Annotated in this window: 31 protein-coding genes and 1 pseudogene; 19 read left to right on the top strand and 13 right to left on the bottom strand. The window is 66.4% G+C overall.

Going from position 1 to position 26,832, the window contains the following annotated elements:
* The 10 genes and pseudogenes from D619_RS0112705 to D619_RS0112660 form a co-directional block, all read left to right on the top strand.
* A pseudogene (locus D619_RS0112705) lies at positions 1-1,490 on the top strand (chromosome segregation protein); the annotation flags it as partial.
* Positions 1,491-1,698: 208 nt separating this feature from the next.
* Entirely contained in the window at positions 1,699-2,001 is a 303-nt protein-coding gene (locus tag D619_RS18230; RefSeq protein ID WP_017668978.1) for an AtpZ/AtpI family protein, read from the top strand.
* A gap of 6 nt (positions 2,002-2,007) precedes the next feature.
* Complete coding sequence (locus D619_RS0112695; protein ID WP_026091031.1) at positions 2,008-2,748, top strand: F0F1 ATP synthase subunit A; 741 nt, start codon at positions 2,008-2,010, stop codon at positions 2,746-2,748.
* Between the two features lie 36 nt (positions 2,749-2,784).
* A complete protein-coding gene (locus D619_RS0112690; RefSeq protein ID WP_017668976.1) occupies positions 2,785-3,012 on the top strand; it encodes a hypothetical protein in 228 nt (75 codons plus the stop codon).
* Positions 3,013-3,081: 69 nt separating this feature from the next.
* Positions 3,082-3,558 carry a hypothetical protein gene (locus D619_RS0112685; protein ID WP_017668975.1) on the top strand — a complete coding sequence of 159 codons (477 nt, stop codon included), beginning with the start codon at positions 3,082-3,084 and terminating at the stop codon, positions 3,556-3,558.
* 23 nt (positions 3,559-3,581) lie between these two features.
* Positions 3,582-4,139 (top strand): hypothetical protein, encoded by a 558-nt coding sequence (locus D619_RS0112680; protein ID WP_017668974.1) that lies wholly within the window; start codon positions 3,582-3,584, stop codon positions 4,137-4,139.
* A 153-nt stretch (positions 4,140-4,292) separates the two neighbouring features.
* Entirely contained in the window at positions 4,293-4,823 is a 531-nt protein-coding gene (locus tag D619_RS0112675) for an N-acetyltransferase (RefSeq protein WP_017668973.1), read from the top strand.
* Between the two features lie 26 nt (positions 4,824-4,849).
* Positions 4,850-5,416 carry a DUF1285 domain-containing protein gene (locus D619_RS0112670; protein ID WP_017668972.1) on the top strand — a complete coding sequence of 189 codons (567 nt, stop codon included), beginning with the start codon at positions 4,850-4,852 and terminating at the stop codon, positions 5,414-5,416.
* Positions 5,406-5,999 (top strand): CoA pyrophosphatase, encoded by a 594-nt coding sequence (locus D619_RS0112665; protein ID WP_017668971.1) that lies wholly within the window; start codon positions 5,406-5,408, stop codon positions 5,997-5,999. The genes D619_RS0112670 and D619_RS0112665 overlap by 11 nt, the downstream gene beginning before the upstream one ends.
* The gene (locus D619_RS0112660; RefSeq protein WP_017668970.1) at positions 5,996-7,189 is read left to right on the top strand and encodes a CCA tRNA nucleotidyltransferase; all 1,194 of its coding nucleotides are present in this window, start codon (positions 5,996-5,998) and stop codon (positions 7,187-7,189) included. The genes D619_RS0112665 and D619_RS0112660 overlap by 4 nt, the downstream gene beginning before the upstream one ends.
* On the opposite strand, the gene D619_RS0112655 is transcribed toward D619_RS0112660, so the two are convergent.
* The 7 genes from D619_RS0112655 to recO form a co-directional block, all read right to left on the bottom strand.
* Positions 7,180-7,374, bottom strand: a complete 195-nt coding sequence (locus D619_RS0112655; RefSeq protein ID WP_017668969.1) for a toxin-antitoxin system HicB family antitoxin — start codon at positions 7,372-7,374, stop codon at positions 7,180-7,182. The genes D619_RS0112660 and D619_RS0112655 overlap by 10 nt on opposite strands.
* A 7-nt stretch (positions 7,375-7,381) precedes the next feature.
* Positions 7,382-8,272, bottom strand: coding sequence for an SPFH domain-containing protein (locus D619_RS0112650; RefSeq protein ID WP_017668968.1), 891 nt, complete (start codon positions 8,270-8,272; stop codon positions 7,382-7,384).
* A gap of 66 nt (positions 8,273-8,338) precedes the next feature.
* Positions 8,339-8,641 (bottom strand): hypothetical protein, encoded by a 303-nt coding sequence (locus D619_RS0112645; RefSeq protein ID WP_017668967.1) that lies wholly within the window; start codon positions 8,639-8,641, stop codon positions 8,339-8,341.
* 40 nt (positions 8,642-8,681) lie between these two features.
* Positions 8,682-8,846, bottom strand: coding sequence for a hypothetical protein (locus tag D619_RS18140; RefSeq protein WP_017668966.1), 165 nt, complete (start codon positions 8,844-8,846; stop codon positions 8,682-8,684).
* Positions 8,847-8,851: 5 nt separating this feature from the next.
* Positions 8,852-9,001 (bottom strand): hypothetical protein, encoded by a 150-nt coding sequence (locus D619_RS18135; protein ID WP_017668965.1) that lies wholly within the window; start codon positions 8,999-9,001, stop codon positions 8,852-8,854.
* A 39-nt stretch (positions 9,002-9,040) separates the two neighbouring features.
* On the bottom strand, positions 9,041-11,284 hold the full coding sequence (parC, locus tag D619_RS0112630; protein WP_017668964.1) for a DNA topoisomerase IV subunit A: 2,244 nt from the start codon (positions 11,282-11,284) through the stop codon (positions 9,041-9,043).
* Between the two features lie 40 nt (positions 11,285-11,324).
* A complete protein-coding gene (gene recO / locus D619_RS0112625) occupies positions 11,325-12,053 on the bottom strand; it encodes a DNA repair protein RecO (protein ID WP_051033503.1) in 729 nt (242 codons plus the stop codon).
* Positions 12,054-12,240: 187 nt separating this feature from the next.
* On the opposite strand from recO, the gene D619_RS16620 reads away from it, so the two are divergent.
* On the top strand, positions 12,241-12,924 hold the full coding sequence (locus D619_RS16620; RefSeq protein ID WP_193743311.1) for a cistern family PEP-CTERM protein: 684 nt from the start codon (positions 12,241-12,243) through the stop codon (positions 12,922-12,924).
* Positions 12,925-13,013: 89 nt separating this feature from the next.
* On the opposite strand, the gene era is transcribed toward D619_RS16620, so the two are convergent.
* Positions 13,014-13,928, bottom strand: coding sequence for a GTPase Era (gene era / locus D619_RS0112615; RefSeq protein ID WP_017668961.1), 915 nt, complete (start codon positions 13,926-13,928; stop codon positions 13,014-13,016).
* Positions 13,925-14,662, bottom strand: coding sequence for a ribonuclease III (rnc, locus tag D619_RS0112610; RefSeq protein ID WP_020480484.1), 738 nt, complete (start codon positions 14,660-14,662; stop codon positions 13,925-13,927). The genes era and rnc overlap by 4 nt, the downstream gene beginning before the upstream one ends.
* Positions 14,663-14,755: 93 nt before the next feature.
* On the opposite strand from rnc, the gene pgi reads away from it, so the two are divergent.
* Entirely contained in the window at positions 14,756-16,282 is a 1,527-nt protein-coding gene (pgi, locus tag D619_RS0112605) for a glucose-6-phosphate isomerase (protein ID WP_017668959.1), read from the top strand.
* A gap of 91 nt (positions 16,283-16,373) precedes the next feature.
* Here the strand turns inward: pgi and D619_RS0112600 are convergent, their stop codons facing one another.
* Entirely contained in the window at positions 16,374-16,670 is a 297-nt protein-coding gene (locus tag D619_RS0112600) for a hypothetical protein (protein ID WP_017668958.1), read from the bottom strand.
* 99 nt (positions 16,671-16,769) lie between these two features.
* Here D619_RS0112600 and D619_RS0112595 point away from each other — a divergent pair, with 99 nt between their 5' ends.
* Positions 16,770-17,768 carry a LysR family transcriptional regulator gene (locus tag D619_RS0112595; RefSeq protein ID WP_017668957.1) on the top strand — a complete coding sequence of 333 codons (999 nt, stop codon included), beginning with the start codon at positions 16,770-16,772 and terminating at the stop codon, positions 17,766-17,768.
* Here D619_RS0112595 and D619_RS0112590 read toward each other — a convergent pair.
* From D619_RS0112590 to D619_RS17415, 3 genes are all read right to left on the bottom strand, one after another.
* Positions 17,719-18,453, bottom strand: coding sequence for an arginyltransferase (locus D619_RS0112590; protein ID WP_017668956.1), 735 nt, complete (start codon positions 18,451-18,453; stop codon positions 17,719-17,721). The two genes, D619_RS0112595 and D619_RS0112590, sit on opposite strands and share 50 nt — an antisense overlap.
* Positions 18,454-18,568: 115 nt before the next feature.
* Positions 18,569-19,828, bottom strand: coding sequence for a threonine ammonia-lyase (locus D619_RS0112585; protein WP_017668955.1), 1,260 nt, complete (start codon positions 19,826-19,828; stop codon positions 18,569-18,571).
* Positions 19,829-19,860: 32 nt separating this feature from the next.
* Positions 19,861-20,457, bottom strand: a complete 597-nt coding sequence (locus tag D619_RS17415) for a helix-turn-helix domain-containing protein (protein ID WP_017668954.1) — start codon at positions 20,455-20,457, stop codon at positions 19,861-19,863.
* Positions 20,458-20,589: 132 nt separating this feature from the next.
* Between D619_RS17415 and D619_RS0112575 the strand changes: the two genes are divergently transcribed.
* The 6 genes from D619_RS0112575 to D619_RS0112550 all read left to right on the top strand — a co-directional run bounded on the left by D619_RS0112575 (position 20,590) and on the right by D619_RS0112550 (position 26,770).
* Positions 20,590-20,973, top strand: coding sequence for a thioesterase family protein (locus D619_RS0112575; protein WP_026091026.1), 384 nt, complete (start codon positions 20,590-20,592; stop codon positions 20,971-20,973).
* 35 nt (positions 20,974-21,008) lie between these two features.
* Positions 21,009-21,878: an NAD(P)-dependent oxidoreductase gene (locus D619_RS0112570; RefSeq protein ID WP_017668952.1), complete on the top strand. Its 870-nt coding sequence runs from the start codon at positions 21,009-21,011 to the stop codon at positions 21,876-21,878.
* Positions 21,875-22,402, top strand: a complete 528-nt coding sequence (locus D619_RS17410) for a GNAT family N-acetyltransferase (protein WP_017668951.1) — start codon at positions 21,875-21,877, stop codon at positions 22,400-22,402. Before D619_RS0112570 ends, D619_RS17410 begins: the two co-directional genes overlap by 4 nt.
* Positions 22,403-22,421: 19 nt before the next feature.
* Positions 22,422-24,065, top strand: coding sequence for an amidohydrolase (locus D619_RS0112560; RefSeq protein WP_017668950.1), 1,644 nt, complete (start codon positions 22,422-22,424; stop codon positions 24,063-24,065).
* A gap of 405 nt (positions 24,066-24,470) precedes the next feature.
* Positions 24,471-25,124, top strand: coding sequence for a PEPxxWA-CTERM sorting domain-containing protein (locus D619_RS18370; protein ID WP_017668949.1), 654 nt, complete (start codon positions 24,471-24,473; stop codon positions 25,122-25,124).
* 173 nt (positions 25,125-25,297) lie between these two features.
* Positions 25,298-26,770, top strand: a complete 1,473-nt coding sequence (locus tag D619_RS0112550) for an amidase family protein (RefSeq protein WP_017668948.1) — start codon at positions 25,298-25,300, stop codon at positions 26,768-26,770.
* Positions 26,771-26,832 lie beyond the last annotated feature (62 nt).

The raw sequence follows: 26,832 nt of genomic DNA, 5'->3' as shown, positions 1-26,832 counted from the left end.
CCCCCCGCCTGCGCGAAGCCGAAGCCGCCGCCAGTGCCGCCGCCACGGCCGAGCGCACGGCGCGCCAGGCCCGCGATGCTGCTGCCCGCCTGCTGGGCGAAGCGCGCGGCCGGCTGGCCCAGGCCGAAACGGCCGCGGCCCGCGCCGCCGGCGAAGAAGCCAGCCTGAAGACCGCCACCGCGCAAGCACAGGCTGACCGGGAACGCCTGGTGGCAGAGGCCGAAACCGCCCGCGCCGCCGTGCCGGCCGACGATGCGCTGGCGGCTCTGTCGGCGGCGCTGATTGCGGCGCGTACCGGCAATGAACAGGCCCGCGCCGCGCTGGCCTCCGCCCGCGCCGCGGTGGATGGCGCCGCCCGCGACCTTGATGCCGGCCAGCGCCGCCGCAGCGCCATCGCGGCAGAGCAAGCCGATTGGCAGCGCCGCATCGACGCCAGCGCCGGCCAGCGCGCCGAACTCGCCCGCCGCCGTGAAGCCGCCGAAGAGGATCGCGCCGGCCTCGCCGCGCGCAGCCGCGCCATCACCGCCGATCTGGCCGGCCTTGCCAGCACCACGCAAACTGCTGATGCCGCCCGCGCCGCTGCGGCCGATCGGCTGGCCAGCGCGGAAGCGGCCATGAACCAGATTGCGGCGCGCGCCCGCGCTGCGGATGCCGATGTTGGCGAAGCCCGCGAGTTGCGCGCCACCGCCCGCGCCGAGGCCGAGCACCAGGATAGCGCCCGGCTCGATCTGGAACGACTGTGCGGTGAGCGTTTCCAATGCCCGCCGCCGCTGCTGCCCGGCCGTTTCGGTTTCGGCATCGAACCCGGCGATCCGACGGCACTGGCCGAATCCCTCGATGCCCTCACGGCCGAACGCGACCGATTGGGCCCGGTGAACCTGCGGGCCGATATCGAGCTGAAGGAACTTGAAGAACAGGCCCTGCTCACGGCATCGGAAAAGGCCGAACTCGATACCGCCATCGCCCGCCTGCGCGGCTCCATCGGCAGCCTCAACCGCGAAGGCAGGCAGCGGCTGCAGGCGGCGTTCACGGCGGTTGATGGCCATTTCCGCACCTTGTTCAGCGATCTGTTCGGCGGTGGCGAGGCGCAGTTGGCGCTGATCGAATCCGATGATCCACTCGAAGCCGGGCTGGAAATCATGGCGCAGCCGCCGGGCAAGAAGCTGCAGTCGCTCACGCTGCTTTCCGGCGGTGAACAGGCGCTCACCGCGACGGCTTTGATCTTCGCGCTGTTCCTCGCCAATCCGGCGCCGATCTGTGTGCTCGACGAAGTGGATGCGCCGCTGGATGATGCCAATGTCGAGCGTTTCTGCGACCTGCTCGACCGCATGGCTGCGCAGACCGCGACGCGCTTCCTGATCGTCACCCACAATGCGGTTTCGATGAGTCGCATGCACCGATTGTTCGGCGTCACCATGGGCGAACCCGGGGTCAGCCAGCTGGTGAGTGTCGACCTGCAGACCGCCGAGCGGCTGGTGGCCATGGCGTGACGGCGAGTGCTTCCTGCTTGAAGACCAGAAACCGCTCATGCCTTGTTCCAATGGGTGACTTGCCAAGGTTGCACTGCACAATAGTTTGGACCCGGGCGGTTGACATGCCCACCCCCCGCCTCTAGGACGCGCGCCATGTCTTGCCGGCTTCGCTGGTGGGGCCGTCTGCCATACCCGGCAGGCGAAAGTGACAACAGGGATTTGCGCCTTGGCCAAACCACCCACCGACGAGGACAGCCTCGCGCGCCGCATCGCTGCGGCCCGGGCGGCGGAACCAAGCCGGAAGGATGGCGCCAAGCTGCAGGAAAATCAGGGCTGGCAGGCCGCGTCGGAATTCATCGGCGCCATGCTGGCCGGCGGTTTCATCGGCTGGTTCATCGACCGGCAGGCCGGAACCGGCCCCTGGGGTCTGATACTGATGTTGATGCTGGGGTTTGTGACGGGCTTGACCCAGTCGCTGCGCCGGCAGAAGCGGCTGGATGACCAGCCCGCTGAACGCGATGAGGATTGAACGGCCGTGGCCAACCCGATGGAGCAGTTCAAGATCGAAACCATTGCGCCGCTGAGCGCCGGTGGTTTTGACCTGTCGTTCACGAACAGCTCGCTTTGGATGCTGATCTCGCTGCTGGCGATTTCGGCGTTCCTGTTCATCGGCACCGCCCGCCCGCAGCTGGTGCCGGGCCGCATGCAGGCCGCCGTCGAGCTGCTCTATGATTTCATTCGCGACATGCTGCGCGAGAATGTTGGCAAGGATGGCCTGCGCTATGCCCCGCTGATCTTCGCCATCTTCATCTTCGTGCTGTCGTGCAACCTGATCGGCATGGTGCCGTTCGTGCACAGTTTCACCCCCACCAGCCACATCGCCGTCACCTTCGGCCTGGCCATGATCGTCTTCGTTCTGGTCGTGATCGTCGGCTTTGCCCGTCATGGCCTGCACTTCTTCTCGCTGTTCCTGCCGGAAGGCACGCCGCTGTTCGTGGCGCCGCTGGTGGCCGCCATCGAATTCCTGTCCTTCCTGTCGCGCCCGTTCACGCTCGCCATCCGACTGTTTGCCAACATGACTGCCGGCCACGTGCTGATGAAGGTGTTTGGCGGCTTCGTGGTGTCGCTGGGTGCCGTCAACATCGGGCTGGGCATCATCCCGCTGGGCGTCAATGTTGCTTTGACCGCGCTGGAACTGCTGATCGCCGTCGTCCAGGCCTATGTGTTCGCACTGCTGGCCAGCATCTATCTCAACGACGCCGTCAATCTTCACTAATCAATCCAACCACTAGATCACCGTAGAGGACGAACAATGGAAACTGTTGCTGCTTACAAGCTGATCGGCGCCGGCCTGGCCGCCATGGGTGCTGGTTTCGCCGCCATCGGCGTCGGCATCATCTTCGGGATGTTCCTGCAGGGCGCGCTGCGCAATCCCGCCGCTGCCGACAAGCTCGGCGCCCGCCTGATCTTCGGCTTCGCCGTGACCGAAGCTCTGGGTCTGATCGCCGCCGTCGTCGCGCTCGCGCTGGCGTTCGGCTGATTTCGGTTCCGGCGCCCGGCGGTCCTCGCCGGGCGCTGAACCCTTCTTGGCTCAAGCCGGGGACGATCCGTGCCGCAATTTGATCCTGCCACTTTTGGTTCGCAGCTGTTCTGGTTCGGCGTGATTTTCACGCTGCTCTATTTCGTTGTGATCCGGCCAACCCTGCCCAAGGTGGGCAAGGTGATCGATGCGCGTGAAACCCAGGTCGCATCCGATCTTGATCGTGCCGAAGCGGCCAAGGGCAGCGCCGATGCGCTGCGCGCCGAGCACGAAGCTGCGATGAAGGCTGCCCGTGACGCGGCCCAGGCCACCGTGGCTCAGGCCCGCGAGGCCGCCGCCAAGGCGGCTGATTTGCAGCTGAAGGCGGTCACGGCCGGGCTTGATGCCGATGCCGAAACGGCTGCCGCGTCGCTGGCTCTGGCGATGACCAGCGCCCGCGCCGGTCTCGAATCGACGGTTGCCGAACTCACCAGCGAGGCCGTCGCCAGGCTGGCCGGCATTGCCGTCACCCCGGCTGACGTGTCGGCGGCGCTGGCCCAGAACTGAACCGGGGCGCTGAGGATTGACCAATGGCTGAAGATCAGGCTCACACTGCAACGACGGTGGCCGAAGGTGGCCATCATGCCGAACCCACGCTGCTTGGCCTGGGTGCCGAAAGCTGGGTCTATACCGGCGTTGCCATCTTCATGGTGCTCGCCGTGGTGGTGGGCAAGGTGCCCGGCCTGATCGCCAAGGCGCTGGACGAGCGTATTGCCGGCGTCCGCAAGGCTCTCGATGAAGCTGCCGCGCTGCGCAGCGAAGCCGAAGCCCTGCTCAGCCAGGCGCAGGCGGCCAAGGCTGCAGCCGAAAGCGACGCGGCCGCCATCCGTGCCCGCGCCGAAACCGAAGCCGCTGATCTGGTCAAGGCCAGCGAAGCCGCCGCTCGCGACGCCATCGCCCGCCGCACCGCCGCTGCCACCAGCCGCATCGCCGCCGCCGAACGCACCGCCGCGGCCGAACTGAAGGCCGAAGTCGCCGCGCAGGTGACGAAAGCCGCCGCAGCGATCATCGCCGCCCGTGCCGACAAGGAACTGCAGACCCGGCTGACCGACGAAGCCATCGCCGGCCTCGACCGCCGTCTGCACTGATTTCATCCCTTCATTGCATGTTCCGGAACCGGCTGATAAAACGCCGGTCATGATGCATCTGCTGAGACTTGGCCGACGAATCTGACACTGTGCCCTTGATGGTGCAGTGCCCGTTCGTGTTTGTTGTCCCGTCTGCAGAAAGTTTCCCCTTCCGTGTTCACGATCATTCCGCTGGTGCCATCGCATCAGCCCGCCATCGACTCCCTGCTGGATGACCGGTTCGGCCCGGCGCGGCGCAACCGCACCGCCTATCGCCTGCGTGACCGCACCGAGCTGCTGCCGGCTTACAGCTTTGTCGCGCTTGATGGCGATCAGCTGGTGGGCAGCCTGCAATGCTGGCCGATCCGGCTGAAGAGCGTGGGCGGTGCGCGCCTGCCGCTGATCCTGCTCGGCCCGGTGGCGGTGGCGGCCAATCGTGAGGGTGAGGGCATTGCCTCGGCGCTGATGCGCGCCAGCCTGGCGGCGCTTGATGCCGACGACAGCCCGCCGGTGCTGCTGATCGGCGATGCGCCCTTCTATGGGCGCTTCGGCTTTTCGGCGGCGGCAACGCGGCACTGGGAACTGCCCGGCCCGGTCGATCATGATCGGCTGCTGCTGCGCGGGCCGACCACCGGCCTGCCGCGCATCGCCTGGGTGGAGGCTGCTGCCAGCGGCAACCCGTCCCGCCCGGCCAAGGTTGCCTGAACCACCACTTGCCCTATCTAGGGCGCGTGACTGCCGAATCATCTGATCGCTTTGCCGAACTGCTGGCCCTGTCGCGGGCCGGCAAGCGGCTGCCCGTGGAACAATGGCACCCCAGCCATTGCGGCCACAGCGACATGCGCATCGCGGCCGATGGCACCTGGTTCCATGCGGGCACGCCCATCGGCCGCAAGGAACTGGTGAAGCTGTTTTCTTCGATCCTGCGCCGCGAGGCCGATGGCAGCCATGTGCTGGTGACGCCGGTGGAAAAGCTCGACATCGATGTGGAAGATGCGCCGTTCATCGCCGTCGATGCTGATTGGGAGGGTGAGGGCGAAGCAAGGCGCATCCTGTTCCGCCTGAACACCGATGATGTGGTGGCGGCCGGCCCGCACAACATGCTGGACGTGCAGATCGGTGGCGATGGCACCCCGCGGCCCTATCTGCACGTGCGGGGCGGGCTCCATGCGCTGGTCAACCGCGCCACCTTCTATCGCCTCGCCGATCTGGCGTTGGCCGAAGGTGGTGATCCGCCGGGTCTGTGGAGCGATGGGGCCTATTTTCCGTTCATGCAGGGCATCGACGATGCCGCTTGATCGCGTGCGCTCCCTGCTGAGCGGGCCGTTCACCCCGCACCCGCACGGTGATTGGGATCTGGACCGCGCCGGCCCGCCGCCGGTTGATGCGCTCACGCCCGCCTCCGTGTTGATGGCGATTTCGGACGAGGCCGCGCCGCAGTTGCTGTTCACCCGCCGCACCGCCAATCTGAAGCGCCACCCCGGGCAGGTCGCGTTTCCCGGCGGCCGACAGGATTCCGAGGATGCCGATGCCGTGGCCGCGGCGCTGCGCGAAGCCGAGGAGGAAGTGGCCCTGCCGCGCAGCCAAGTGGAGGTGTTGGGCACGCTTGATCCCTATCGCACCGGCACCGGCTATCTGGTGACGCCGGTGGTGGGCGTGGTGCCGCCCGGCCTGACTCTGCGCGCCCATCCGGATGAGGTGGACGAATTGTTCCATGTGCCCCTTGCCCATGTGCTCGATCCCGCCAATCATCTGCGCCAATCCGGCCAATGGCAGGGCCAGACCCGCCATTACTGGTCGATCCGCCACGATCGCCATTATATCTGGGGTGCGACTGCCGGTATGATCGTGGCGCTCTCGCGCCGGCTGGAGACGCTGTGAGCTTGCCCGAACATTTGCCAGCACAGGCCTGGACCACCACGTCTGCCGGCGCGGCACTGCTGACGGCACTGGAGGCTGATGCGGGCGAGACTCGGCTGGTGGGCGGCGCGGTGCGCGATGCGCTGCTGGGGCTGGATGGGGCGGACATTGATCTGGCAACGCGTTTTGCGCCCGAAGAAGTGATGAAGCGGGTGAAGGCCGCCGGGCTGAAGGCCGTGCCGACCGGGATCGCCCATGGTACGGTGACGGTGGTGGGCCATGATCTGGTCGCCGAAGTCACCACGCTGCGTCGCGACGTGCAAAGCTTTGGCCGCCACGCGCAGGTCGCCTTTACCGATGACTGGCGCGCGGATGCGGCGCGGCGGGATTTCACCGTGAACGCCCTCTATGCCGATCTGCCCGGTGGCGCACTGCATGATTACTGGGGCGGGCTGGATGATCTGTCGGCGCGCCGCGTCCGCTTCATCGGCGATCCGTTGCAGCGCATTGCCGAGGATCATTTGCGCATCCTCAGGTTCTTCCGCTTTTCCGCGCGTTTTGCCGCCGCGATCGATGCCGATGGACTGGCGGCCTGCACCGCCCGCGCCAATGATCTGATGGCGCTGTCGCGCGAGCGGATCGCGATGGAATTGCGGCTTCTGCTCGGCTTGCACGATCCGGTGGCGACACTCGCGCTGATGCTGGAAGCCGGCATTTTCCGCCCGGTCTTGCCGGAGCTGGCGGCAAGCCGCCTGCCGGTGCTGGCGGGGATGATTGCCGCGGAAGCCAGCGCTGGCCTGGCGCCGGCGTGGGAGCGGCGACTGGCGGCCCTGCTGCCGGCGGCCGACACGCGTGTCGCCTATGAAGTCGGCGCGCGGCTGAAGCTGTCCAACGCGCAGCGCATGCGGCTGGTGGCAGCGGCGCAGCCGACTGGCCCGGCACCGCATTGGAGCGCCGCCTGGCGCGACGGCAGTGAGGCGGTGATCGACCGACTGCTTGTTGCAGGCGATGCGGCGGCGGCTGTGCCATTGATCGGCTGGCAGCGCCCGAAACTGCCGGCGAGCGGCAAGGACATCATCGCCCGCGGCGTGGCGCCCGGGCCGGAGGTGGCGAAGCGGCTCGGCGCGTTTGAGCGCAGCTGGGTGGCGGCGGGCTTCCCCGATGATGCGGGCACGGTCGCCGCGTTGCTGGATGCCGCCGTTCAGTCTTGAGTTGGCGGCCGCCCGCGCCTGGGCCCCGGCGTCACCGCCACCTTCACGCCGCGTCTGGCCAGCGCCTCGCGCAGCAGCACTTCGATCTGCGCGTTGAGGCTGCGCAGATCGGCCGCTGCGGCCCGTTCCAGCGCCTCGTGCAGAGCCGGATCAAGCCGCAGCGGGAAGGGCTTCTTCGCCGTCATCACCGCATCAATAGAGGCTGCCGGCGTTGACGATGGGCTGGGTCTCGCGTTCGCCGCACAGCACCACCATCAGGTTGGACACCATGGCCGCCTTGCGCTCGTCGTCGAGCTCGACGACGTTCTTTTCGGAAAGCTGCGCCAGCGCCATTTCGACCATGCCGACCGCGCCAGCCACCAGCGTTTCGCGGGCAGCGACCACGGCGGCGGCCTGCTGTCGGCGCAGCATGGCGCCAGCGATTTCAGGGGCATAGGCAAGATGGGTGAAGCCGCACTCATCCACCGTGATGCCTGCCACGCTGAGCCGGTTGATCAGTTCGGCGCGCAGTTCGCCTGACACGCGTTCGTGATCGCCGCGCAGCGTGACTTCCTTGTGCTCGAAATCGTCATAGGGATAACGTGCGCCGATGGTGCGCACCGCCACTTCCACCTGGGCGGTGACGAAGCCGCGATAATCATCGACGTCGAACAGCGCCTGCGCCGTATCGGTGACGCGCCACACCAATTGGGCGGCGATCTCGATCGGGTTGCCACGCAGATCGTTGACCTTGATCTGCTGCGAAATCAGGTTGTTGGCGCGCAAGCTGATCTTCTGCTTGCCCATCCACGGCCAGGTCCAGCGCAGGCCGTTGACCCGGTCGGTTCCCTTGTAGTCGCCGAACAGGGTGATGGCCGCACCTTCATTGGGCTGCAGCATGTAGAAGCCTGTGGCGATGAAAGCGAAGGTGAGCGACAGCGCGATCACGCCCAGCACCGCCGACGGCTCGCCGCCGACCAGCGCCAGCAAGGCTGCGCCCAATGTCACCAGATTGATCAGCAACAGGAACAGCATGGCGATGCCATTGCTGCCAACGCCGGCCCGTTCAAGGCTGGGCTGGCGCGCCGGATCGTGGGTCGTCACATCGGTCTCCTCGGTTTAAATACGATATCATAATTATATCGATTCGAACCGAACGGGCAAGCGGAATCAGTCGTTGCTGCTGTCGCTGCCGGCATCGCTGCTGTCGTCATCCCAGTCGCCGCTGGCGCCGCCGCCGCCGAAATCGCCACCTCCGGGCGCGAACGGCGCTTCGTCACTCATCCGTTCGTCGGAACGCTCTCGCTCTGGCAGCGAGTCCGGCCACGGCAAGATCAGGGGGTCAAGGCCCGGGTCGATCATCCGATCAATCGGGGGGTCCCGGGGCAGCCGCTCAGGTGGGCTGGACGGGCGGCTGGCAACGACGATCAGGATCAGCAGCAACAGGCCGCCAATGATCAGCAGCGCGGTCACTGTGTCAGCGCCGCCCGTTCACGGCCAGGTAGCCGCCGCGTCAATCGCCCCCACCACCGCCATCGCCATCACTGCCAGCATCATTGACCACGCTGTCGCTGGCGCGCTGCTCCAGCCGCTTCAGGCTGGTGTCCTTGCGGGAATCGGTGAGCATGATGAAGCCGGCGACGCCCAGCGACAACAGGATGAGGATGACCACCACCATGCGCGTCAGGCCTGCGGCGGCTGGTCATCGCCAGCCGGCGGATTATCGGCCGGGCGCCGCCGCTTGAACACGTTCGAAGGGTCCTTCGCCGCCAGGTAGAAGAACCAGCTGAACATGGCGACGTTGAGCACGGCGATGAGGATGACACCAATCATGGTGCCTCCTTAACCTGCCGGGCCGAAGCTGGCCATGCGTCAGGCACTGAACTTGTTGTCACGGGGGAAGCCGTTGGGCGGCATGCGGCCCGCGCTGGCGCGGGTGCCCTTCCAGAAGGTCAGATCGGCTTCGGTGCGGGTGCGGCCACTGTCGCCACCCATCGGCCAGCTCAGGCCATCGGCCATCAGGAACGTGCGCACGTCGGCCATGCCGCCATCCTTGTATTTCTGCAGCGCCACCCCCTGGCCTTTCTGCATCTGCGGCAGTTCGTCGAGCGGGAAGACCAGCAGTTTGCGGTTCTCGCCGATCACCGCCACCATGTCGTCGGCGGGCGCGATCCAGCGCACCACGGCCAGGCGGGCGCCTTCGCGTGGGTTCATCACGGCCTTGCCCTTGCGGGTTTCGGCCAGCAGTTCGGCGCTGTCGATCTGGAAGCCGCGGCCGTCGCTGGCGGCGAGCAGCAGGCGGCGATCGGGCTGGTGGGTAAACAGGCTGACAATCTCCGTCCCCTCGGCCAGATCGATCATCAGCCGCACCGGTTCCCCCAACCCCCGCCCGCCGGGCAGGCGATCGGGCGACAGCGTGTAGAAACGGCCATCGCTGGCCGCCAGCACCAGCCGATCCGTGGTCTGCGCGTGGAAGGCATAGGCCGGGCCATCGCCTTCCTTGAACTTCAGCGCTTCGGTGCTGGCCAGATCGACATGGCCCTTCATCGCCCGGATCCAGCCCTTGGCCGAACAGATGATGGTCAGCGGTTCCTTCTCGATCATCGCCTCGATCGGCACGAAGGTCACTTGCGGCGCATCCGCAATGCTGGTGCGGCGGCGGCCGAGCAAGGTCGCCGGGCCATAGGCGGCGCGCAACGCGGCCAGATCGGTGGCCAGCCGCTCGGTCTGCTCGGCTTCGCTGCTGATCAGGCCGCGCAGGCCCTTGGCTTCCTCGGTCAGCGCCTTGTTCTCGCGGGTGATCTCGATCTCTTCCAGCCGCCGCAAGCTGCGCAGCCGCATGTTGAGAATGGCTTCGGCCTGCACGGCCGTCAGATCGAAGGCGGCGATCAGTTCTTCCTTGGCGTCGTCGGCCTCGCGGATGATGCGGATCACCTCATCCAGGTTCAGATAGGCCTTCAAGAGCCCGCCAAGCACTTCCAGCCGCGCATCGATGCGGCCGAGGCGATAGCGGGAGCGTGCAACCAGTACTTCGCGTTGGTGCATCAGCCACTTGGCGATCACCGGCTTCAGGCCCAGCACGCCCGGCCGGCCTTCATCCAGCACGTTCATGTTGAGCGGGATGCGCACTTCCAGATCGGTCAGCTTGAACAGGCTTTCCATCAGCACATCGGCATCAACATTGCGCGATTTGGGTGTGATGACGATGCGCAGCTGTTCGTCGCTTTCGTCGGCGACGTCAGCGAGGATCGGCAGCTTCTTTTCGGTGATCAGTTCGGCCAACTGCTCGATCAGCTTGCCCTTCAGCACCTGATAGGGGATCTCGCTGATGATGATCGTCCAGGTGCCGCGGCCCTGGTCTTCCACGCTCCAGCGCGCGCGCAGGCGGAAACTGCCGCGGCCCGTCAGATAGGATTCGGCGATGCTTGTCCGAGGTTCGACCAGCACGCCGCCAGTGGGGAAATCCGGCCCGGTGACGAACTGCAGCAATTCGGTGTCCGCCGCGTCAGGCGTGCGCAGCAGGTGCAGGGCGGCATCGACGATCTCGACCGGGTTGTGCGGCGGGATGCTGGTCGCCATGCCGACCGCAATGCCGGCGGCGCCATTGACCAGCAGGTTGGGGAACAGGCCGGGGAACACCTCCGGCTCTTCCTCCTCGCCATTATAGGTGGTGCGGAAGGGGACGGATTCTTCGTCCAGTCCGTCCATCAGGCGGATGGCGGCATCGGTCAGCCGCGCCTCGGTATAGCGCATGGCCGCCGCATTATCGCCGTCGATATTGCCGAAATTGCCCTGGCCATCGACCAGCGGCACCCGAAGCGCAAAACTCTGCGCCAGGCGCACCATCGCGTCATAGACCGACTGATCGCCGTGCGGGTGATATTTGCCGATCACGTCGCCGACGACGCGGGCGCATTTCTTGTAGCCCTGATCCGGGTTCAGCTTCAGCAGCCGCATCGCCCACAGCAGGCGGCGGTGGACGGGCTTGAGGCCATCACGCAGATCGGGCAAGGATCGCGCCGTGATGGTGGAGAGGGCATAGACCAGATAGCGTTCGCCCAGCGCGGCGCCGAACGGGGCTTCGAGGATATTGTCGCTCTCGGGAAGTGTGGCCATGGCGCTGGGTTAGCGATGGCGGCGAATGCCCGCAAGCGGTTCAGCGCAGCAGCAGACCCAGCAGCCGCTCGCGCGCCGTCCAGCAGCGTTTGGCCGCCGCGCTGTCCCGCAAGACGTCGCGGCCCAGGAAATGACCGGTCAGCGCCAGGCCGTCGGCGATGGCGGCGGCGTCGGCCTCACCCAACCCGAGCAGAAAGGCCGGCAACGGCAACAATCTGTCGGCCCAGGGCAGGCCGGCGCCGCGCGACACGGCCTGCCTTGATTTGGGGGAGACGTAGGCGAGATCGCTGGTGGCGCCAGTGGCGGCGCAACTGGCCAGATCAAGCCCGGTGCCCAGTTCCGCCAGCAGCGCCAGTTCCAGCCGCACCAGGGCCGGGCCGATGTCGGCGACGCCGGCCCCGGCGGCGGCGCCGCCAAACAGGGCATCGAACAGCGGGAACAGCCGCGACTGGGCCTCGCCCTCGGGCAAGGTGGCGGCGGCCAGGCTGGCGAGATAATCAACCAGCGCCAACGCTGCGGACCCATGCAGCATCGCCATGTTGGTGCTGAGCGGGTGGATGGTGGCAAAGGCCAGTTGCCCGGCGCTCCTGCTGACCAGATCGAGCGCGACGCGATTGCCGATCTGCAGCACCGGCCGCAGCTTGCGCCCGCGCCCGCCCTGCACATAGGCCGCTACAAGCCCCTGATCTGCCGACAGGAATCGTGCCACCACGGCATGTTCGCCGTGGGGAGCCAAGGCCACCACCAATGCCGGTTCAACGCGGATCATGGTCGCCATCATAGTGGCAAGAGGGCCGGCTGCAGCAAGGAAGTGCGTTAACCGAAAAATTGCAATGGATTCAGAGACGCGAATCGATTATCACTTCATTAGTAATGAGGTGTTAATGATTATGAACATTTTTGCGTTCGCTTTGGCTCTGGCCCTTGTGGCAACTCCGGCTTTTGCTGCCGTGTCCGTGCCGACCACGCCTGCGCAGTTCGCCGCGCTGAACGACAGTGTGTCGCTGAATTTCGGGGATGGTTATCTCAGTGGTGTGCAGCAGCCCGGCCTGGAGGCCGCCGCCACGTTCCGGCTGAGCAGTCTGTCGGGCGGCGACGGCACCAGCAACTGGACCAGCTGGACCTTCACCATCGACAATCTCGCCAACAACAGCAGTGGATCGGTGACGGCCTCGCGCCTGTCGTCGTTCGGCTTTGACGTGAACCCCAATGTGTCGGGCGCGTCAGCAACCGGCATGTTCGATCTGAGCACCCGCAACAGCAATATCTCGAATGGCATCAGTGTCGAAGTCTGCTTCCGCGATAGCGGCGGCCAATGCAACGGTGGCGGCAGTGGCGGCCTCGAGCTCGGCCAGTCCATCCCCAACGGCGCGTTCCCGAACAACACGTTCACCCTGCTGTTCTCGCAGGCTCAATCGTCGATCAACCTCGATCGCTTCGTGGTGCGCTACCAGAGCATCAACACCCTCGGCGGTGTGATGGGTGGATCGGGTGTCGGCATCGTAGGCGAGGGTCCGATCGATCCGTTCGGCAATCCGGTGCCAGAGCCTGCCAGCTGGGTCATGCTGATTGCCGGTTTTGGCCTGGTGGGCGCGGTCGCCCGTCGTCAGAAGCCGGCGCTGGCGCGCGTGACAGCCTGATCGGCATCATGCCGACGAAAAAGGCCGGGCGGTGGTGAGCCCACTGCCCGGCCTTTTCGTTTCGCAGCCACTTCGATTCCCGGCCGGCTTCAGTCGACGAAGTCCAGCCCGACTGCATTGTACAAGCTGCGATCATCGCCCCAATCGGCGCGCACCTTGATGTGCAGGAACAGATGAACCTTGCGGCCCATCAGTTCGGCCATGCCGGCGCGCGCCGCGGCGCCGATTTCCTTGATGCGGCTGCCGCCCTTGCCCAGCACGATGGCCTTCTGGCTGTCCCGTTCGATGATGATCTGCTGGTGGATGGCAACACTGCCATCGCGCCGCTCTTCCCATTTTTCGGTTTCGACGGTGGCGGCATAAGGCAGTTCGGCGTGCAATTGCAGATACAGTTGCTCACGCGTCAGTTCGGCTGCCATCAGGCGGGTGGTGGCATCGCTCAGCTGGTCTTCGGGATAATGCCAGGCGCTCAGCGGCAGGCGGTTCGCCAGCGCCGCCTTCAGTTCCGGTACGCCGTCACCGGTGCTGGCCGAAATGAAGAAAATCTCCTCGAACGGCAGCAGCGCGTTGCAGCGGCTGGCCAGATCGAGCAGCCGCTCCTTGACGCAGATATCGACCTTGTTGAGCACCAGCAATTTCGGCTCGCGGCGGTTCGCCAGCGCTGCGATGATGTCGGGCACATCGCCCTTCAACCCGGCCTTGGCATCCAGCACCAGCACGATCACATCGGCATCGGTGGCGCCATCCCAGGCGGCCTTCACCATCGCCCGGTCCAGCCGGCGGCGCGGGGCGAAGATGCCGGGCGTATCCACAAGCAGCATCTGGGCAGACTCGTGCACCGCGATCCCCACCAGTCGCTGACGGGTCGTCTGCACCTTGGGCGAGACGATGGCGACCTTCTGGCCCACCAGCGCGTTGACCAACGTGGACTTGCCGGCATTGGGGGCGCCGACCACGGCGATGCTGCCGCAGCGGGTAGTGATGGGGGTGCATTCGGTAGTCATGATTCCAGGCTCTTCAACAACAGGGTGGCGGCGGCCTTTTCGGCTTCCTGCCGGGATTTGCCGCTGGCTTCGGCCGGCGGTTGGCCACGCACCATCACTTCCACGGTGAACACCGGCGCATGATCAGGGCCATCGCGGCCCACCACCAGATATTCGGGCATGCCGAGCCGGCGTTTCAGCGCCCATTGTTGCAGGGCGCTCTTGGGGTCGTTCAGGAATGGCTGGTCCGATTGCATCATCGGGCCCCAATGGCGGGTGACAAACGCCGCCGCCGCCGCCCAGCCGCCATCGATGAACACCGCTGCCGTCACCGCTTCGGCCACATCGCCCAGCACATTGTCACTGTCGGCCAGGCCCTTGCCGCGGCTCACCGGCTCCATCGCGATCAGCGGGCCGGCATTCCAGCCACGCGCCACGCGGGCATTGGCCGGGCCTTCCACCATGGCATGCAGCCGCGCCGTCAGCCGGCCTTCGGCTTCGTCGTGCTGGCCATAGAGCAGGCTGGCGACCACGCAGCCCAGCACGCGATCGCCCAGGAATTCCAGCCGTTGGTAACTGGCGCCGGGCTGCCGAGTGGCGCTGCCGTGGGTAAGCGCGCGATCGAGCAGCGCCAGATCGGCAAATTCATGGCCAAGCACGTCGCGCGCGAACGTCGCCAGCCGCTCCATTCGGTTGGCACGGGCCAGTTCGGGGCCGGGCCCCGGATCGGGCATTGCCTTGCGCTTGCGAGTCATCGGCTTCGCCGTGGGCCGATTGCGCCAGCCGGTCAAGCCTGACGCGGAGATAGAGGCTGGACTCCGCGCGCCCAAGGCAGGAAAACGGCGCCCATGGACCATCTTGCTGCCATTCGCGCCGCCGGGGCTGCCCCGGTCGATATCCGCGCCCTGTTCGCGGATGAGCCTGACCGGCTGGCCCGCCTGACCGCCAGCGCCTGCGGCCTGGCGCTGGATCTGTCCCGCCTCGCGCTGCCGCTGCCGGTGCTCGATCAATTGCTCGTCGCCTGCACGGCCGCCGATCTGCCCGGCTGGCGGGCGCGGCTGCTGGCTGGCGAAATGGTGAACCCATCCGAAGGCCGCGCCGCCACCCATTGCGCCGAACGCGGCGTGGGCAGCCCCGCCGATGTTGCCGTGGCGCAGGCCGCTGCCCATGATGGTAATCGCATCGCCAGCCAGTTACGCGCCGAAGGCGTCACCGATGTGATCCTGATCGGCATCGGCGGCTCGGCGCTGGGCCCAGCGCTGCTGAACGATGCGCTGGGCCGCGATGGTGACGGGCCGACAGTGCATGTCGTCGCCAACATCGATGGCGAAGCGCTGCACCGGGCGCTGGCCGCCTGCACACCGGCGACAACGCGCCTGCTGGTCGTCTCCAAGACCTTCACCACCGCCGAAACCATGACCAACGCGCAGACCTCGCTGGAGGCGCTGGCCGCCGCCACCGGGCGCGATCCGGCCGCAGTGAAGGCTGAAGCCGTCGCCATCACCGCCCGCCCCGACCGTGCCGCCACCTGGGGCGCCAGCCACATATTGCCCTTCGCGGAAAGCGTGGGCGGGCGTTACTCGCTCTGGTCTGCCGTCGGCCTGCCGCTCGCCATCCGCTGCGGGCCAGAGGCGCTCAGCCAGTTGCGCGCCGGCGCTGCTGCCATGGACGCGCATTTCCGCGACACCCCGCTGGCGCAAAACCTGCCGGTGCTGGCCGCGCTGGCCGATGTGTGGGCCGCCCATGGCCAGGGCCAGCAGACGCGCGGCATCTTCGCCTATGACGAGCGGCTGCGGCTGCTGCCGGCCTATCTGCAGCAGCTGGAAATGGAATCGAACGGCAAGGGCGTTGGCCGCGATGGCAGCGCGTTGGCCGGGCCAACCGCCGCCATCACCTGGGGCGGCACCGGCACCGATGCCCAGCACGCGGTTTTCCAGCTGATCCACCAGGGCACGTGCGTGGGCCCGGTGGAGTTCGTCGCCGTGCTGGAACCCGCGCATGATTTGCCCGCCACCCACCATCGCCAGCTGCTGGCCAATTGCTTCGCGCAAGGGGCGGCATTGCTGAAGGGCCGCAGTTTCGAGGCGGCGCTATCGCAATCGGGTGGCGATGCCGCCCTGGCCCACGCCAAGACGTTCAGCGGCAACCGGCCATCATCGACGCTGCTGCTCGATCGCCTTGATCCGGCCACGCTGGGGGCACTGATCGCCTTTTACGAACATCGCACCTTCACGGCCGCCGTGCTGCTCGGCATCAACCCGTTCGATCAATGGGGCGTGGAACTGGGCAAGGAACTGGCCAATGCCCTGCTGGCCGGCGAGGATCTGGGCTTTGATCCCTCCACCGCTGCCCTGGTGGCGCGGGCAGGGTTGTAAACGAAAAACGGCGGCCACCCTGGGGCAAGGGTGGCCGCCGCAAGACCTGCCGGTGGATGAGGGGCCGGCAGGCGGGTTTCAGCCCGGGATCTCAGCGACGCTCGGCAAGCTGGACGGTGCTGCCCAGCTGGGCACGGGCGGCGGCGAACTTCCTGGCCGCTTCGTGGGTGTTGCCTTCCGCGCAGATCATCTCGGCCGTCTTCACGGTGCGCAGCACCTTGGCGGCATCCTTGGACTGCGCCGCGCTGATTTCCGTGCGCAGCTGCTGGGCTTCAACGGCGCACTGGGCGGTGCCGGCCTGGGCCGGGCTCAGCGCTGCGAAGGGCAGGATGGCGGTCAGTGCCAGGGCGGCGATGGTCAGGCGGTCGATGGCGAAACGGGTGATCATGGTCTGGGTCCTTTCAGTGGTCGGCGGCAGTGGCTTGCCGATGACTGGGTTTTAAGTCACACTCAGACCCAAGTTAATCCACGCAATGATTGTTGCCCCATGAAGAACAGCTACACAATCCCGCGCAACCTGCTCGATGGCCTCGAAGCCTTCCTGCGCGTTGCCGAACGCAAGTCCTTCCGCGAAGCCGCCGAGGATCTCGGCGTCTCCCCCTCCGCCATCAGCCAGACCGTGCGCCAGCTGGAAGACCGCATCGGCGTGCCGCTGTTCATCCGCACCACACGCTCGGTGGGCCTCACCGAAGCCGGCGCGCTGTTCCACGCCCAGGCCGCCCCGGCCTTCGCCAGCCTGGTGAACGCCTGGGAAGGCGCACGCACCTACGGCGGCCGCCCGGCCGGGCTGCTCCGGCTCAACATGCCGCGCTCCGTTGTGCCGCTGCTGATCGAACCCATCATTGCCGATTTCTGCGACCAATATCCCGATGTGGATGTGGAAGTGACCGGCGAAGACGCCCTGATCGATCTGGCCGCCAGCGGGCACGACGCGGGCATCAGGGTGGGCGAACTGCTCGAAGCCGACATGATCAGCGTCCGCCTCTCCCCACCCTTCCGCTTCGTGGTGGTCGCCACCCCCGATTATCTGAACCAGTACGGCCGGCCCCAAAGCGCCGCCGATCTGAAAAGCCACAACTGCATCCGCCAGCGCATCTCCAACGGATCGGTGATGCCGTGGCGCCTGATCGACGGCAACCGCATGGTGGAAATCGCCATCAAGGGCCGCGTGATCGTCAACGAAAACACCGCCGTGGTCTCGCTGACCAAACGCGGTCTTGGCCTCGCGCAAGTGAGCGAACCGCTGGTGATCGACGACATCCGCAGCGGCGCCCTCGAAGTGGTGCTCGGCCCGCTCTCCCCCTCCAGCCCGGGCCTCTTCCTGCACTACCCCGGCCACGCCCAGGTGCTGCCCAAACTGCGCGCCTTCATCGATCATGTGAAAGCGGCACTGGCGACGGGAATGCTTGATCGGCTGATTCCGCCGGAGGCCCCTTCTACTCCACGTCCCGCCACTGGCCGCCGATCAGCGCTTCGACCGGCTTGAACTTCGTCTTGTAGGCCATGCGCGAACAGCCTTCGATCCAGTAGCCCAGATACACGAACGCCAGCCCGGCGCGGGCGGCGCGGGTGATGTGATCGAGGATGATGAAATTGCCGAGCCCCGAGCGGTCGGCGAGATCGGGGTCGTAGAAGCTGTAGATCATCGACAGGCCGTCGGCTTGCTTGTCGGTGAGACAGCAGCCGACGAGGCGGCCGAGGCGGCCATCGGTGCTGGGCTCGCGATATTCGACCATCACCGTGTCCACCGGCGATTGTTCCACCATGTCGGCGAAATCATGGCTGTCCATCGCGGCCATGCCGCCATCAGGGTGGCGGGTGGCGAGGTAGCGGCGGAGCAGTGCCCATTGTTCCTCGGTGGCCCAGGGTTCGCAGGCGTGCACGTCCAGATCGGCATGCTGAGCGAGCAGTTTCTTCTGGCTACGGCCAGGTTTGAAGCGCGCCGTGGGCACGCGCACCGAGATGCAGGCGTTGCAGCCATCGCAGCTGGGGCGATAGACGACATTCTGGCTGCGGCGAAAGCCGATGCGGCCCAGCGCTTCGGCCATGGCGGGGGCGTCATCGCCTTTCAGTTCGGCAAAGACCTTGCGTTCGGTGCGGCCCGGCAGATAGGGGCAGGCCGAAGGCGCCGTCACGAAAAAGCGCGGAAACCGATAGCTTTGATCCGTCACCCGTGAACGCCCTTACCTCGCCAGTGCCCAGCGGCACCTTGTGGACCGCGCTACCCCCCGATAACGGCGATGCTAGCGCGGGATTGCGCGGCTGGCCAGTCCGGTTGAGGGTAAATCAGTCCGCTTCGACCAGTCGCGTTTCATAGCCGGCGGCGCGCAGGGCTTCGACCAGCCGATCGAGGTGATCGCGATCGCGGGTTTCGCATTCGATGTCGGTGATCAGGCCCTTGGCCGGCAGATTGGTGAACACGCGCTGGTGATAGACTTCCAGGATGTTGACCTGCTGCTGATCGAAGATGCGAGCGACTTCGAACAGCTGGCCGGGCCGATCCTTGAGGCGGATGCGCAGGCGCGCCAGCCGCCCGGAACGGGCCAGATCGCGCAGCAGCACGTTGGCGAGCAGGCGCGTATCGATATTGCCGCCGCACAGCACCAGGCCAACCTTGGCCCCCTTGAAGCGGCGCGGGTGGGCGAGCAGCGCCGCAAGGCCAGCGGCGCCGGCGCCTTCCACCACGGTCTTTTCAATGGTGAGCAGCAGCGAGACGGCGCGTTCCAGATCGCGCTCACCCACCAGCACGATATCATCGACCAGCGCGCGCACCACTTGGCTCGTGAGCACACCGGGGTTCTTGACGGCAATGCCTTCAGCCAGCGTGTCGCCATCGCAGGCCGCCGATTGCCCTTTCATCGCGGCATACATCGATGGGTAAAGCTCGGCCTGCACGCCGATGACGCTGATATCCGGGTTGCGCGCCTTGGCGATGGTGGAGATGCCGGAAATCAGCCCGCCGCCGCCGATCGGCACCACCAGCGTATCCAGTTCCGGCACGTCCTCCAGCATTTCCAGGCCCACCGTGCCCTGGCCTGCCATCACCTGGGCATCGTCGAACGGGTGGACGTAGATAAGCCCCTTCTTGACGGCCAGTTCCAGCGCGTGGGCGCTGGCATCATCATATTTCTCGCCGAACAGCACGACATTGGCATCGTGACTTTCGGTCTGCTGCACCTTCACGATCGGGGTGAAGCGCGGCATCACGATGGTGGCCGGGATGCCGAGGCGGCGGGCGTGATAGGCCAGGCCCTGCGCATGGTTGCCGGCCGAGGCCGCGATCACGCCGCGGGCGCGCTCTTCGGCGTTCAGGCTGAGCAGGCGGTTCAATGCACCGCGTTCCTTGTAGGCGGCGGTGAACTGGAGATTCTCGAACTTGAGCCACACCTGCGCGCCGGTCAGCGTGCTCAGCGTTTCCGATTTCAGGCAGGGCGTGCGGATCACCTTGCCATGAATGTTGGCCGCGGCGGCCTCCACATCGGCATGGGTGATCGGCAAAGCCTGCAGGGATTGCAGTGCCGGCGAAACAGGAGTGGTGGCGTTCATCCCTGCTCCATAACGCCGCAGGGCGGGCTGCGCTACCCGTAGAAGGGGGCGAGATAGCGGATGATGAGGTCGATCACTTCGCGGGTGGTGGCGGGCAGGGCGGTGTCGCGATCGGGGCCGGCGGCGGCCAGGGTGAGCAGGGCCTGGGCGGTTTCCACCACGACATGGGCGTGGCGGTCCCGATCGGCGGCCGGCACCTTGGGGGCACGGGCGGCAAAGATGGCGGCGAAGTGCGCCGCGCCGCCGTCCAGCATGGCTGCCGCCGAACCGCCGCCGGCGCGGGCGGCCAGATAAAGCTGCGGGAAGGCAGGGTGGGCGGCCATGAAGTCGGCCAGCGCCGTGACGCCGCGTGCCACTTCCTCGCCCAGGCTCCAGCGGGCGGGATCGGGATCGGCCGGCATCACCAGCGTGGCTTCGAAGGCGGCGACCTGGGCCTGGGCCAGCGCCGTGAGCAGGGCGGTCTTGTCAGGAAAATATTGATAGACGCTGCCAACCGCTATGCCGGCGCGGGCTGCGAGATGATTGGTGTTGAGCGCAGCAGCGCCGGCTTCGGCCACCATGTCGGCGGCCGTGGCCAGGATCAGATCAAACCGGGCCTGGCTGCGGGCCTGCGTGGGCAGGCGTCGCAATGGCGAATGCTGTTGGCGTGATTGACCCATCGGGCTGCCGCATTGGGCGCAGGGTTGGCCGCCGTCAAGACTTGACCAAAGGCCAGGAACATGAGCAATTCATCATGTTTCTTGCGAAGGGATTCGTGTTCGATGTACCGGCATGACGTAGCGGTGGTGCCGGCAGACATTGACCATATGGGGCATGTCAATAATGCCGTGTATCTGCGTTGGGTGCAGGATGCGGTGGTTGCTTATTGGCAGAACACCGCGCCGGCTGACGCGGTGGCCGCCCATCTGTGGGTCGCGCTGAATCACAACATCAGCTACCGGGCGCCGGCGTTCCTGGACGATGATGTTGTGGCCAGCGTGGTCGCCGAAGGCGTGCAGGGCGCGCGCGCCTTTTTCACCACCATGTTCAGGCGTGGTGAACAGGTGATCGCCGAAGTGAAGAGCACCTGGTGCTGCATTGATGTCGCCACCATGCGTCCGGCGCGTCTGGCCCGCGACGTGGTGTCGTTGTTCCTTCCCGGCTGATTGCGCCGCTGCGGTGCTGGCGGTAGAGCCGGCCCATGGGCAGAAACATCGCATATCTGGGGCTGGGCGTGATGGGCGGGCCGATGGCGCGCCATCTGGCGGCGGCCGGGCACAGCCTCACCGTTTACAACCGCACCGCCGAAAAGGCCGCCGCCTGGGTGGCTGCCCATGGTGGCCGCGCCGCGCCAACGCCGGCGGCGGCGGCAGACGGCGCCGATGTGGTGATCGCCTGCGTGGGGGCCGATGCTGATCTGGAGGCGGTGACGCTGGGCCCAGATGGCGCCTTTGCCGCCATGGCGCCGGGCACGCTGTTCATCGATCACACCACGGTTTCCGCCGCGATCGCCCGCCGGCTGGCCAGTGAGGGCGACGCGCACGGCCTGCACGTGGTGGATGCGCCGGTTTCTGGCGGCCAGGCCGGGGCGGAAAATGGCAAGCTCACCATCATGGTGGGCGGCACGGAGGCGGCATTTGCGGCGGCCGAACCGGTGATGAGCGCATATGCCCAGCGCATCGGCCACATGGGCCCGGCGGGCAGTGGCCAGCTCACCAAGATGGTCAACCAGCTGTGCATCGCCGGCATATTGCAGGGGCTTTCCGAAGGCCTGGCGCTGGGCATGAAGGCCGGGCTGGACATGGATGCGGTGGTGGACGTGATCTCCAAGGGCGCCGCGCAAAGCTGGCAGATGGACAATCGCGCCCGCACCATGACGCGCGGCCAGTTCGATTTCGGTTTCGCGGTGGACTGGATGCGCAAGGATCTGGGCCTCGCGCTGGACGAAGCCCGCCGGCTGGGCGTGCCGCTGCCGATGGGCGCGCTGGTCGATCAATTCTATGCCGACGTGCAGGCGCTTGGCGGCAACCGCAACGACACCAGCAGCCTGATCCGGCGGTTGGTGAAATGAGCGTCTACTATCGCCCGGCCCGCCTGCCGGATGATGAAGCCCTGCTGATCGACCTCAACGAAGAATATTTGCGCTTCGTGTTCGAAGGCGTCGCCGCACGCTTTGGCGTCCCACTGGCCGACATTTTCCCCGGCGGTGACATCCGCGCCTATCTGCCGGCTGTTCTCCCCAAAACGCTCGGCCCCGGCCCGCCCGAAAGCTGCTTCCATATCCTCGAACAGCAGGGCCAGCCCATCGGCATGGGCGGTGTGCGGCGGGTGCGCGACGGCGTGTGCGAGATGAAGCGCGTCTATGTGCGCGATGCTGCCAAGGGCCAGGGGCTGGGCCGCGCGCTGGCGGAGCGGTTGATCGCTGATGCGCGCGGCTTTGGCTATCGCACCATGTTCCTTGATACCTCGCCCACGCTGGCAACGGCGATTGGCCTTTATGAGCGGCTGGGATTCGCGCGCATTTCGGCCTATCCGGAAGTGGAAGTGCCGGAAATCATGTTCCCGCACTGGGTGTTCATGGCCAGAGACCTTTGAAAACAGGGGAAAACCCGAAATGAAGAAACTGATCCTTGCCGCACTGCTGGCCACTGCCGCGCCAGCGCTGGCCGATACGCTCTACACCAACGCCAATGGCTACACGCTCGACAGCAAGGGCGAACTGCAGCGCTTTCAAACGCTGGTGGTGGATGATGCCGGCAAGGTGAAAGCGACGCTGAAGGCTGGTGCCGCGCTGCCCGCCGGTGCAAAGGTGGACATGGCCGGCGCCACGCTGTGGCCGGGCCTGATCGATGCGCACGGCCATGTGATGCGGCTGGGCGAGCTGAAACTGGTGGTCGATCTGCGCGACACCGCCTCCATCCCCGAAGCGCTGGGCCGGATCAAGGCCGGCATTCCGGCGGCTGGCTGGATCATGGGCCGCGGCTGGAACCAGGAACGCTGGTACGCCGATGGCAAATTGATCAACCGCTTTCCCACCGCTGCCGAGCTGGATGCCGTCACCGGTGATCGTCCGGCGTGGTTTGCCCGCGTCGATGGCCACGCCGGCTGGGCCAACAGCGCCGCCTTGAAAGCCGCCGGCATCACCAAGGATACCAAGGCGCCCGATGGCGGCGAGATCATCCGCGATGCCGCCGGCAACCCCACCGGCGTGTTCGTGGACAAGGCGATGGCGCTGATCACCCGCGTCATTCCGCAAGATGACGAGCAGCGGCTCGACCTGGTGCTGGAAAAGTCGCTGGAAACCATGGCCGAGGTCGGCCTGACCGGCGCGCATGATGCCGGCATGGACAAGCCCACCTGGGATCGCTACGTCCGCTTCGCCAAGGCCGGCAAGCTGACGGCGCGCATCTATGCGATGGCTGGCGGACCCGATAACCGCAAGGCGATCGCGCCGGGTGGCCCGATCCCGTGGAGCCACGGCGACCTGGTGGCCATGCAGTCGATGAAGCTGGTTTCCGATGGCGCGCTCGGCAGCCGCGGCGCCTATCTGATCGCGCCTTATGCCGATATGCCGAATACGCGCGGACTGGAAATCACCCCGGCCGACAAGCTCAAGACCTTTGTCACCGAAGCCAGCCGCGAAGGCTTCCAGGTCAACACCCATGCCATCGGTGACCAGGCCAACCGCTCGACCATGGATGCCTATGCCGCCGTGCCGCTGGCCGAGCGCCTGGCCCGCCGCCACCGCAACGAACATGCCCAGATTGTCGACATGGCCGATCTCGGGCGCTTTGCCGATCTCAAGGTCATCGCTTCCATGCAGCCCACCCACGCCACGTCTGACAAGGGCATGGCCGAAGCCCGCGTCGGCGAAGCGCGGCTCAAGGGCGCCTATGCGTGGCAGCAGATCAAGAAGAGCGGCGCCGAACTCGCCTTCGGCAGCGATTTTCCGGTCGAACCGCCCGATCCGATGTTCGGCCTGCACGCCGCCGTCACCCGCCAATCGCGCGACGGCTTGCCGGCTGGCGGCTGGCGCCCGTGGGAAAAGGTCAGCCTTGTCGATGCCTTCGCCGGCTTCACCACCTGGGCGGCTCGTGCTGGCCACAATGAAACCAAGGTCGGCACGCTGGAACCGGGCAAATATGCCGATTTCATCACCCTGGAACGCGATCCCTTCACCGCGCCTGAAGGCGATCTGTGGAAGATCAAGGTGACGGCAACCTGGCTGGCGGGCCGTCAAGTGTTCAAGCGGAAGTAGAGCCTCTGGCGGACTGGGTCGCAGACCCTGCACCCGTTGGATTTCGGGCCGCTCTTCTCCAAAATGCCTTCGTCATGCTGGCGCAGGCCAGCATCCACTGTGGCATGGATACCAGTTGCGGCGCGATGGATGCTGGCCTGCGCCAGCATGGCCAGACTGTTGCCGGCGAGCCCAGACTGAATCGAACGGGTGCAGGGTCTGCGACCCTGCCCACGTCATCCCGGACTTGATCCGGGACGGAGGCAATTTCCTCCCTTGCTCCCGCCTTTCTGCACTGCCGACCTCTCTACCCGCAGCGCGCTGATTCAATCTTGCATAATTTCCTAAGAAAGCGTTAACTTTCTTCGATCGGGTGTGCGAGTCGCCTGTAGTTGCCGATTGGTGGCTTTTTGAAGGGGGTTTGTGATGCGCAGTGGGGTTATTGCCGTCGCCGTGGCCGCGTTGATGTCCACATCAGCCAGTGCCGCAATTCAATGGACCGACTGGACCAGCGTCGCCGGCGGCACTGCCACCGGCACGATCGCCGGTGCCACGGTCACCATGAACGGCCCGTTCGACACCTTCCAGGTTTCCGGCGGAACCGATTACTGGCGTACCGGCGGCAATCCCTGGGCGGCCTATGACGCGCTGTCCAACCTGCCCGGCAACAATGATTTCGTCGCGCCGTCGGGCGATGGTGTGGTGCACACCATCAATTTCTCCAAGGCGGTGCGCAATCCCTACATCGCCATCATCAGCTTGGGCCGACCCAACATCCAGACCAGCTGGACCTTCGGCGCGCCCTTCACCCTGATCGATCAGGGCCAGGGATTCTGGGGCAATGGTGTTTTCACCATCAACGGCAACACGATCAGTGCTGGCGAAGCCCATGGCGTGATTCAGTTCACCGGCAATTTCACCAGCCTGACCCTGACCACCAACCGGACAGAGAACTGGTCTGGGCTGACCATCGGCACTTCGGGCGTCGTCCCTGAACCGTCGAGCTGGGCGATGCTGATCGCCGGCTTCGGCCTTGTCGGCGCTGCCGCACGCCGCCGTCGCCAGACCGTTTCGGCCTGATCTGAACTGATCGCAGGCGGGCAGGGGCGTGGCCTCTGCCCTCCGGCCATTCGCGCACGGCAACGAAAGCCGGTGCAGGGGCTCAGCCCCTGCCCGCCGGAGGCTCCTTCTTTCCTCTTCCCCGCCCATCGCTCCCATGCCAACCTTGGTGAAACGACAAGGGAAGCACAGCCATGGCCGATTTCACCCTGAACCGCCGGCATTTGCTGGCCGGCGCCGTGGCAGCGACCGCCTTGCCGGCGCGTACGGCCGCGGCTGCGCCTGATGATGCCATGGGCCTCGCCGCGCGCATCCGCAGTGGGGAGGTGAGTGCGCGCGAAACGGTGCTGGCGGCGCTGGAGTGGGCCGAGGCGGCGCAGGCGAAGCTGAATTTTGCCACCCTGATCGATCGGCCGCGGGCGATCAGTGCGCTGCCCGCGGATGACCGCAAGCCGGTCATACCCACCTTCATCAAGGACTTGAACGACTACAAGGGCTGGCCGACCCGCAACGGCAGCCGGGCGTTTGAGAAAGCACCACCGGCGACCGTCAACGAACGTTTTGTCGATGCCTTTGCCCAGATGAACACCCTGCCGCTGGGCAAGACGGCGACGCCGGAATTCGGCCTGATGTGCGTGACCGAGCCGTTAAGCCACGGCGCCACCCGCAACCCGTGGAATCCGGATTTCTCGCCGGGCGGCTCGTCGGGCGGCAGTGCGGCGGCGGTCGCGGCCGGCGTGGTGCCGATTGCCCACGCCAATGATGGCGGCGGCTCGATCCGCATTCCGGCGGCGCTCTGCGGCCTGTTCGGTTTCAAGCCCAGTCGGGGCCGCATGGCGGGGCAGAAGACGGCGGATGATCCCGGCGAGATCGCGGTGGATCATGTGCTCACCCGGTCCGTGCGCGATGCGGCGCTCACCATGGCGGCGCTGCAGGGCCCCGGGGCCGACGGGCTGGGCGCTGCGGTGCCGCGCCTGGCTGGCCCGGTGGGAGAGCGCCTGCGGATCGGAGTGATTACCGTCACCGCCGATGGCAGCCAGCCAGATCAGGAAGTGCTGGCCGGCATTGCCCGCACCCGCACGCTGCTTTCCGGCATGGGGCACACGGTTTCCGATGCCCGCTGGCCGTTCAACGCGGCGGATTTCGGCCGGGATTTCCTCAGTTTCTGGGCGTTCAGTGCGGCGCAGTCGGTCGCGTTCGTCAGCAAGGCGCTGGGGTCCGATGGCGTCGCCCAGCTGGAACCGCTCACCCGCCACCTGGCGGCGCAGGGTGCCGCCTTGTCGCCCGCCGATTTCCAGGCCCTGATCGGCCGGCTGCTGGCCTATCGCGCGGCCTATGATGCCAGTTTCCGCGATTATGATGTGCTGCTTACACCGGTGCTGAGCCGCCATGCCGTGCCGATCGGCACTTTGTCGCACAGCCGCCCGCCCGCCGATGTGGTGGCCGACATGATGCGGCTGGTGGCCTACACACCAGTGCAGAACATGGCTGGTGCCGCCGCGATGAGCGTGCCGATCATGACTGCCACCAACGGGCTGCCCTTGGGCATGCATTTTGCCGGGCGGCGCGGCGATGATGCGCGGTTGTTGGATCTGGCATTCCAGCTCGAAGCAGCGGCCCCGTGGGCGCAGCGGTTACCGCCAATCTGGTTTGGTAACCGCCGCTGATACCGCCATGATGGACCCGGTCTGCCGCGCTGGCGGCGGGCCGGTGTGGCACATTCTGCCCT

Origin of the sequence: Sandarakinorhabdus sp. AAP62 (assembly GCF_000331225.1) — a bacterium.
Classification (GTDB): domain Bacteria; phylum Pseudomonadota; class Alphaproteobacteria; order Sphingomonadales; family Sphingomonadaceae; genus Sandarakinorhabdus.
This window is presented reverse-complemented; position numbering and strand designations above follow the sequence as displayed.

Bases quoted from the DNA above. Each gene is read 5' to 3' on its own strand.
- D619_RS0112690 (WP_017668976.1), top strand. From the start codon at position 2,785: ATGGAAACTGTTGCTGCTTACAAGCTGATCGGCGCCGGCCTGGCCGCC.
- D619_RS0112680 (WP_017668974.1), top strand. From the start codon at position 3,582: ATGGCTGAAGATCAGGCTCACACTGCAACGACGGTGGCCGAAGGTGGC.
- D619_RS0112665 (WP_017668971.1), top strand. From the start codon at position 5,406: ATGCCGCTTGATCGCGTGCGCTCCCTGCTGAGCGGGCCGTTCACCCCG.
- D619_RS0112655 (WP_017668969.1), bottom strand. From the start codon at position 7,374: ATGACGGCGAAGAAGCCCTTCCCGCTGCGGCTTGATCCGGCTCTGCAC.
- D619_RS18140 (WP_017668966.1), bottom strand. From the start codon at position 8,846: ATGGTGGTGGTCATCCTCATCCTGTTGTCGCTGGGCGTCGCCGGCTTC.
- D619_RS18135 (WP_017668965.1), bottom strand. From the start codon at position 9,001: ATGATTGGTGTCATCCTCATCGCCGTGCTCAACGTCGCCATGTTCAGC.
- parC (WP_017668964.1), bottom strand. From the start codon at position 11,284: ATGGCCACACTTCCCGAGAGCGACAATATCCTCGAAGCCCCGTTCGGC.
- recO (WP_051033503.1), bottom strand. From the start codon at position 12,053: ATGATCCGCGTTGAACCGGCATTGGTGGTGGCCTTGGCTCCCCACGGC.
- era (WP_017668961.1), bottom strand. From the start codon at position 13,928: ATGACTACCGAATGCACCCCCATCACTACCCGCTGCGGCAGCATCGCC.
- rnc (WP_020480484.1), bottom strand. From the start codon at position 14,662: ATGACTCGCAAGCGCAAGGCAATGCCCGATCCGGGGCCCGGCCCCGAA.
- pgi (WP_017668959.1), top strand. From the start codon at position 14,756: ATGGACCATCTTGCTGCCATTCGCGCCGCCGGGGCTGCCCCGGTCGAT.
- D619_RS0112600 (WP_017668958.1), bottom strand. From the start codon at position 16,670: ATGATCACCCGTTTCGCCATCGACCGCCTGACCATCGCCGCCCTGGCA.
- D619_RS0112595 (WP_017668957.1), top strand. From the start codon at position 16,770: ATGAAGAACAGCTACACAATCCCGCGCAACCTGCTCGATGGCCTCGAA.
- D619_RS0112585 (WP_017668955.1), bottom strand. From the start codon at position 19,828: ATGAACGCCACCACTCCTGTTTCGCCGGCACTGCAATCCCTGCAGGCT.
- D619_RS0112575 (WP_026091026.1), top strand. From the start codon at position 20,590: ATGTACCGGCATGACGTAGCGGTGGTGCCGGCAGACATTGACCATATG.
- D619_RS0112570 (WP_017668952.1), top strand. From the start codon at position 21,009: ATGGGCAGAAACATCGCATATCTGGGGCTGGGCGTGATGGGCGGGCCG.
- D619_RS17410 (WP_017668951.1), top strand. From the start codon at position 21,875: ATGAGCGTCTACTATCGCCCGGCCCGCCTGCCGGATGATGAAGCCCTG.
- D619_RS0112560 (WP_017668950.1), top strand. From the start codon at position 22,422: ATGAAGAAACTGATCCTTGCCGCACTGCTGGCCACTGCCGCGCCAGCG.
- D619_RS18370 (WP_017668949.1), top strand. From the start codon at position 24,471: ATGCGCAGTGGGGTTATTGCCGTCGCCGTGGCCGCGTTGATGTCCACA.
- D619_RS0112550 (WP_017668948.1), top strand. From the start codon at position 25,298: ATGGCCGATTTCACCCTGAACCGCCGGCATTTGCTGGCCGGCGCCGTG.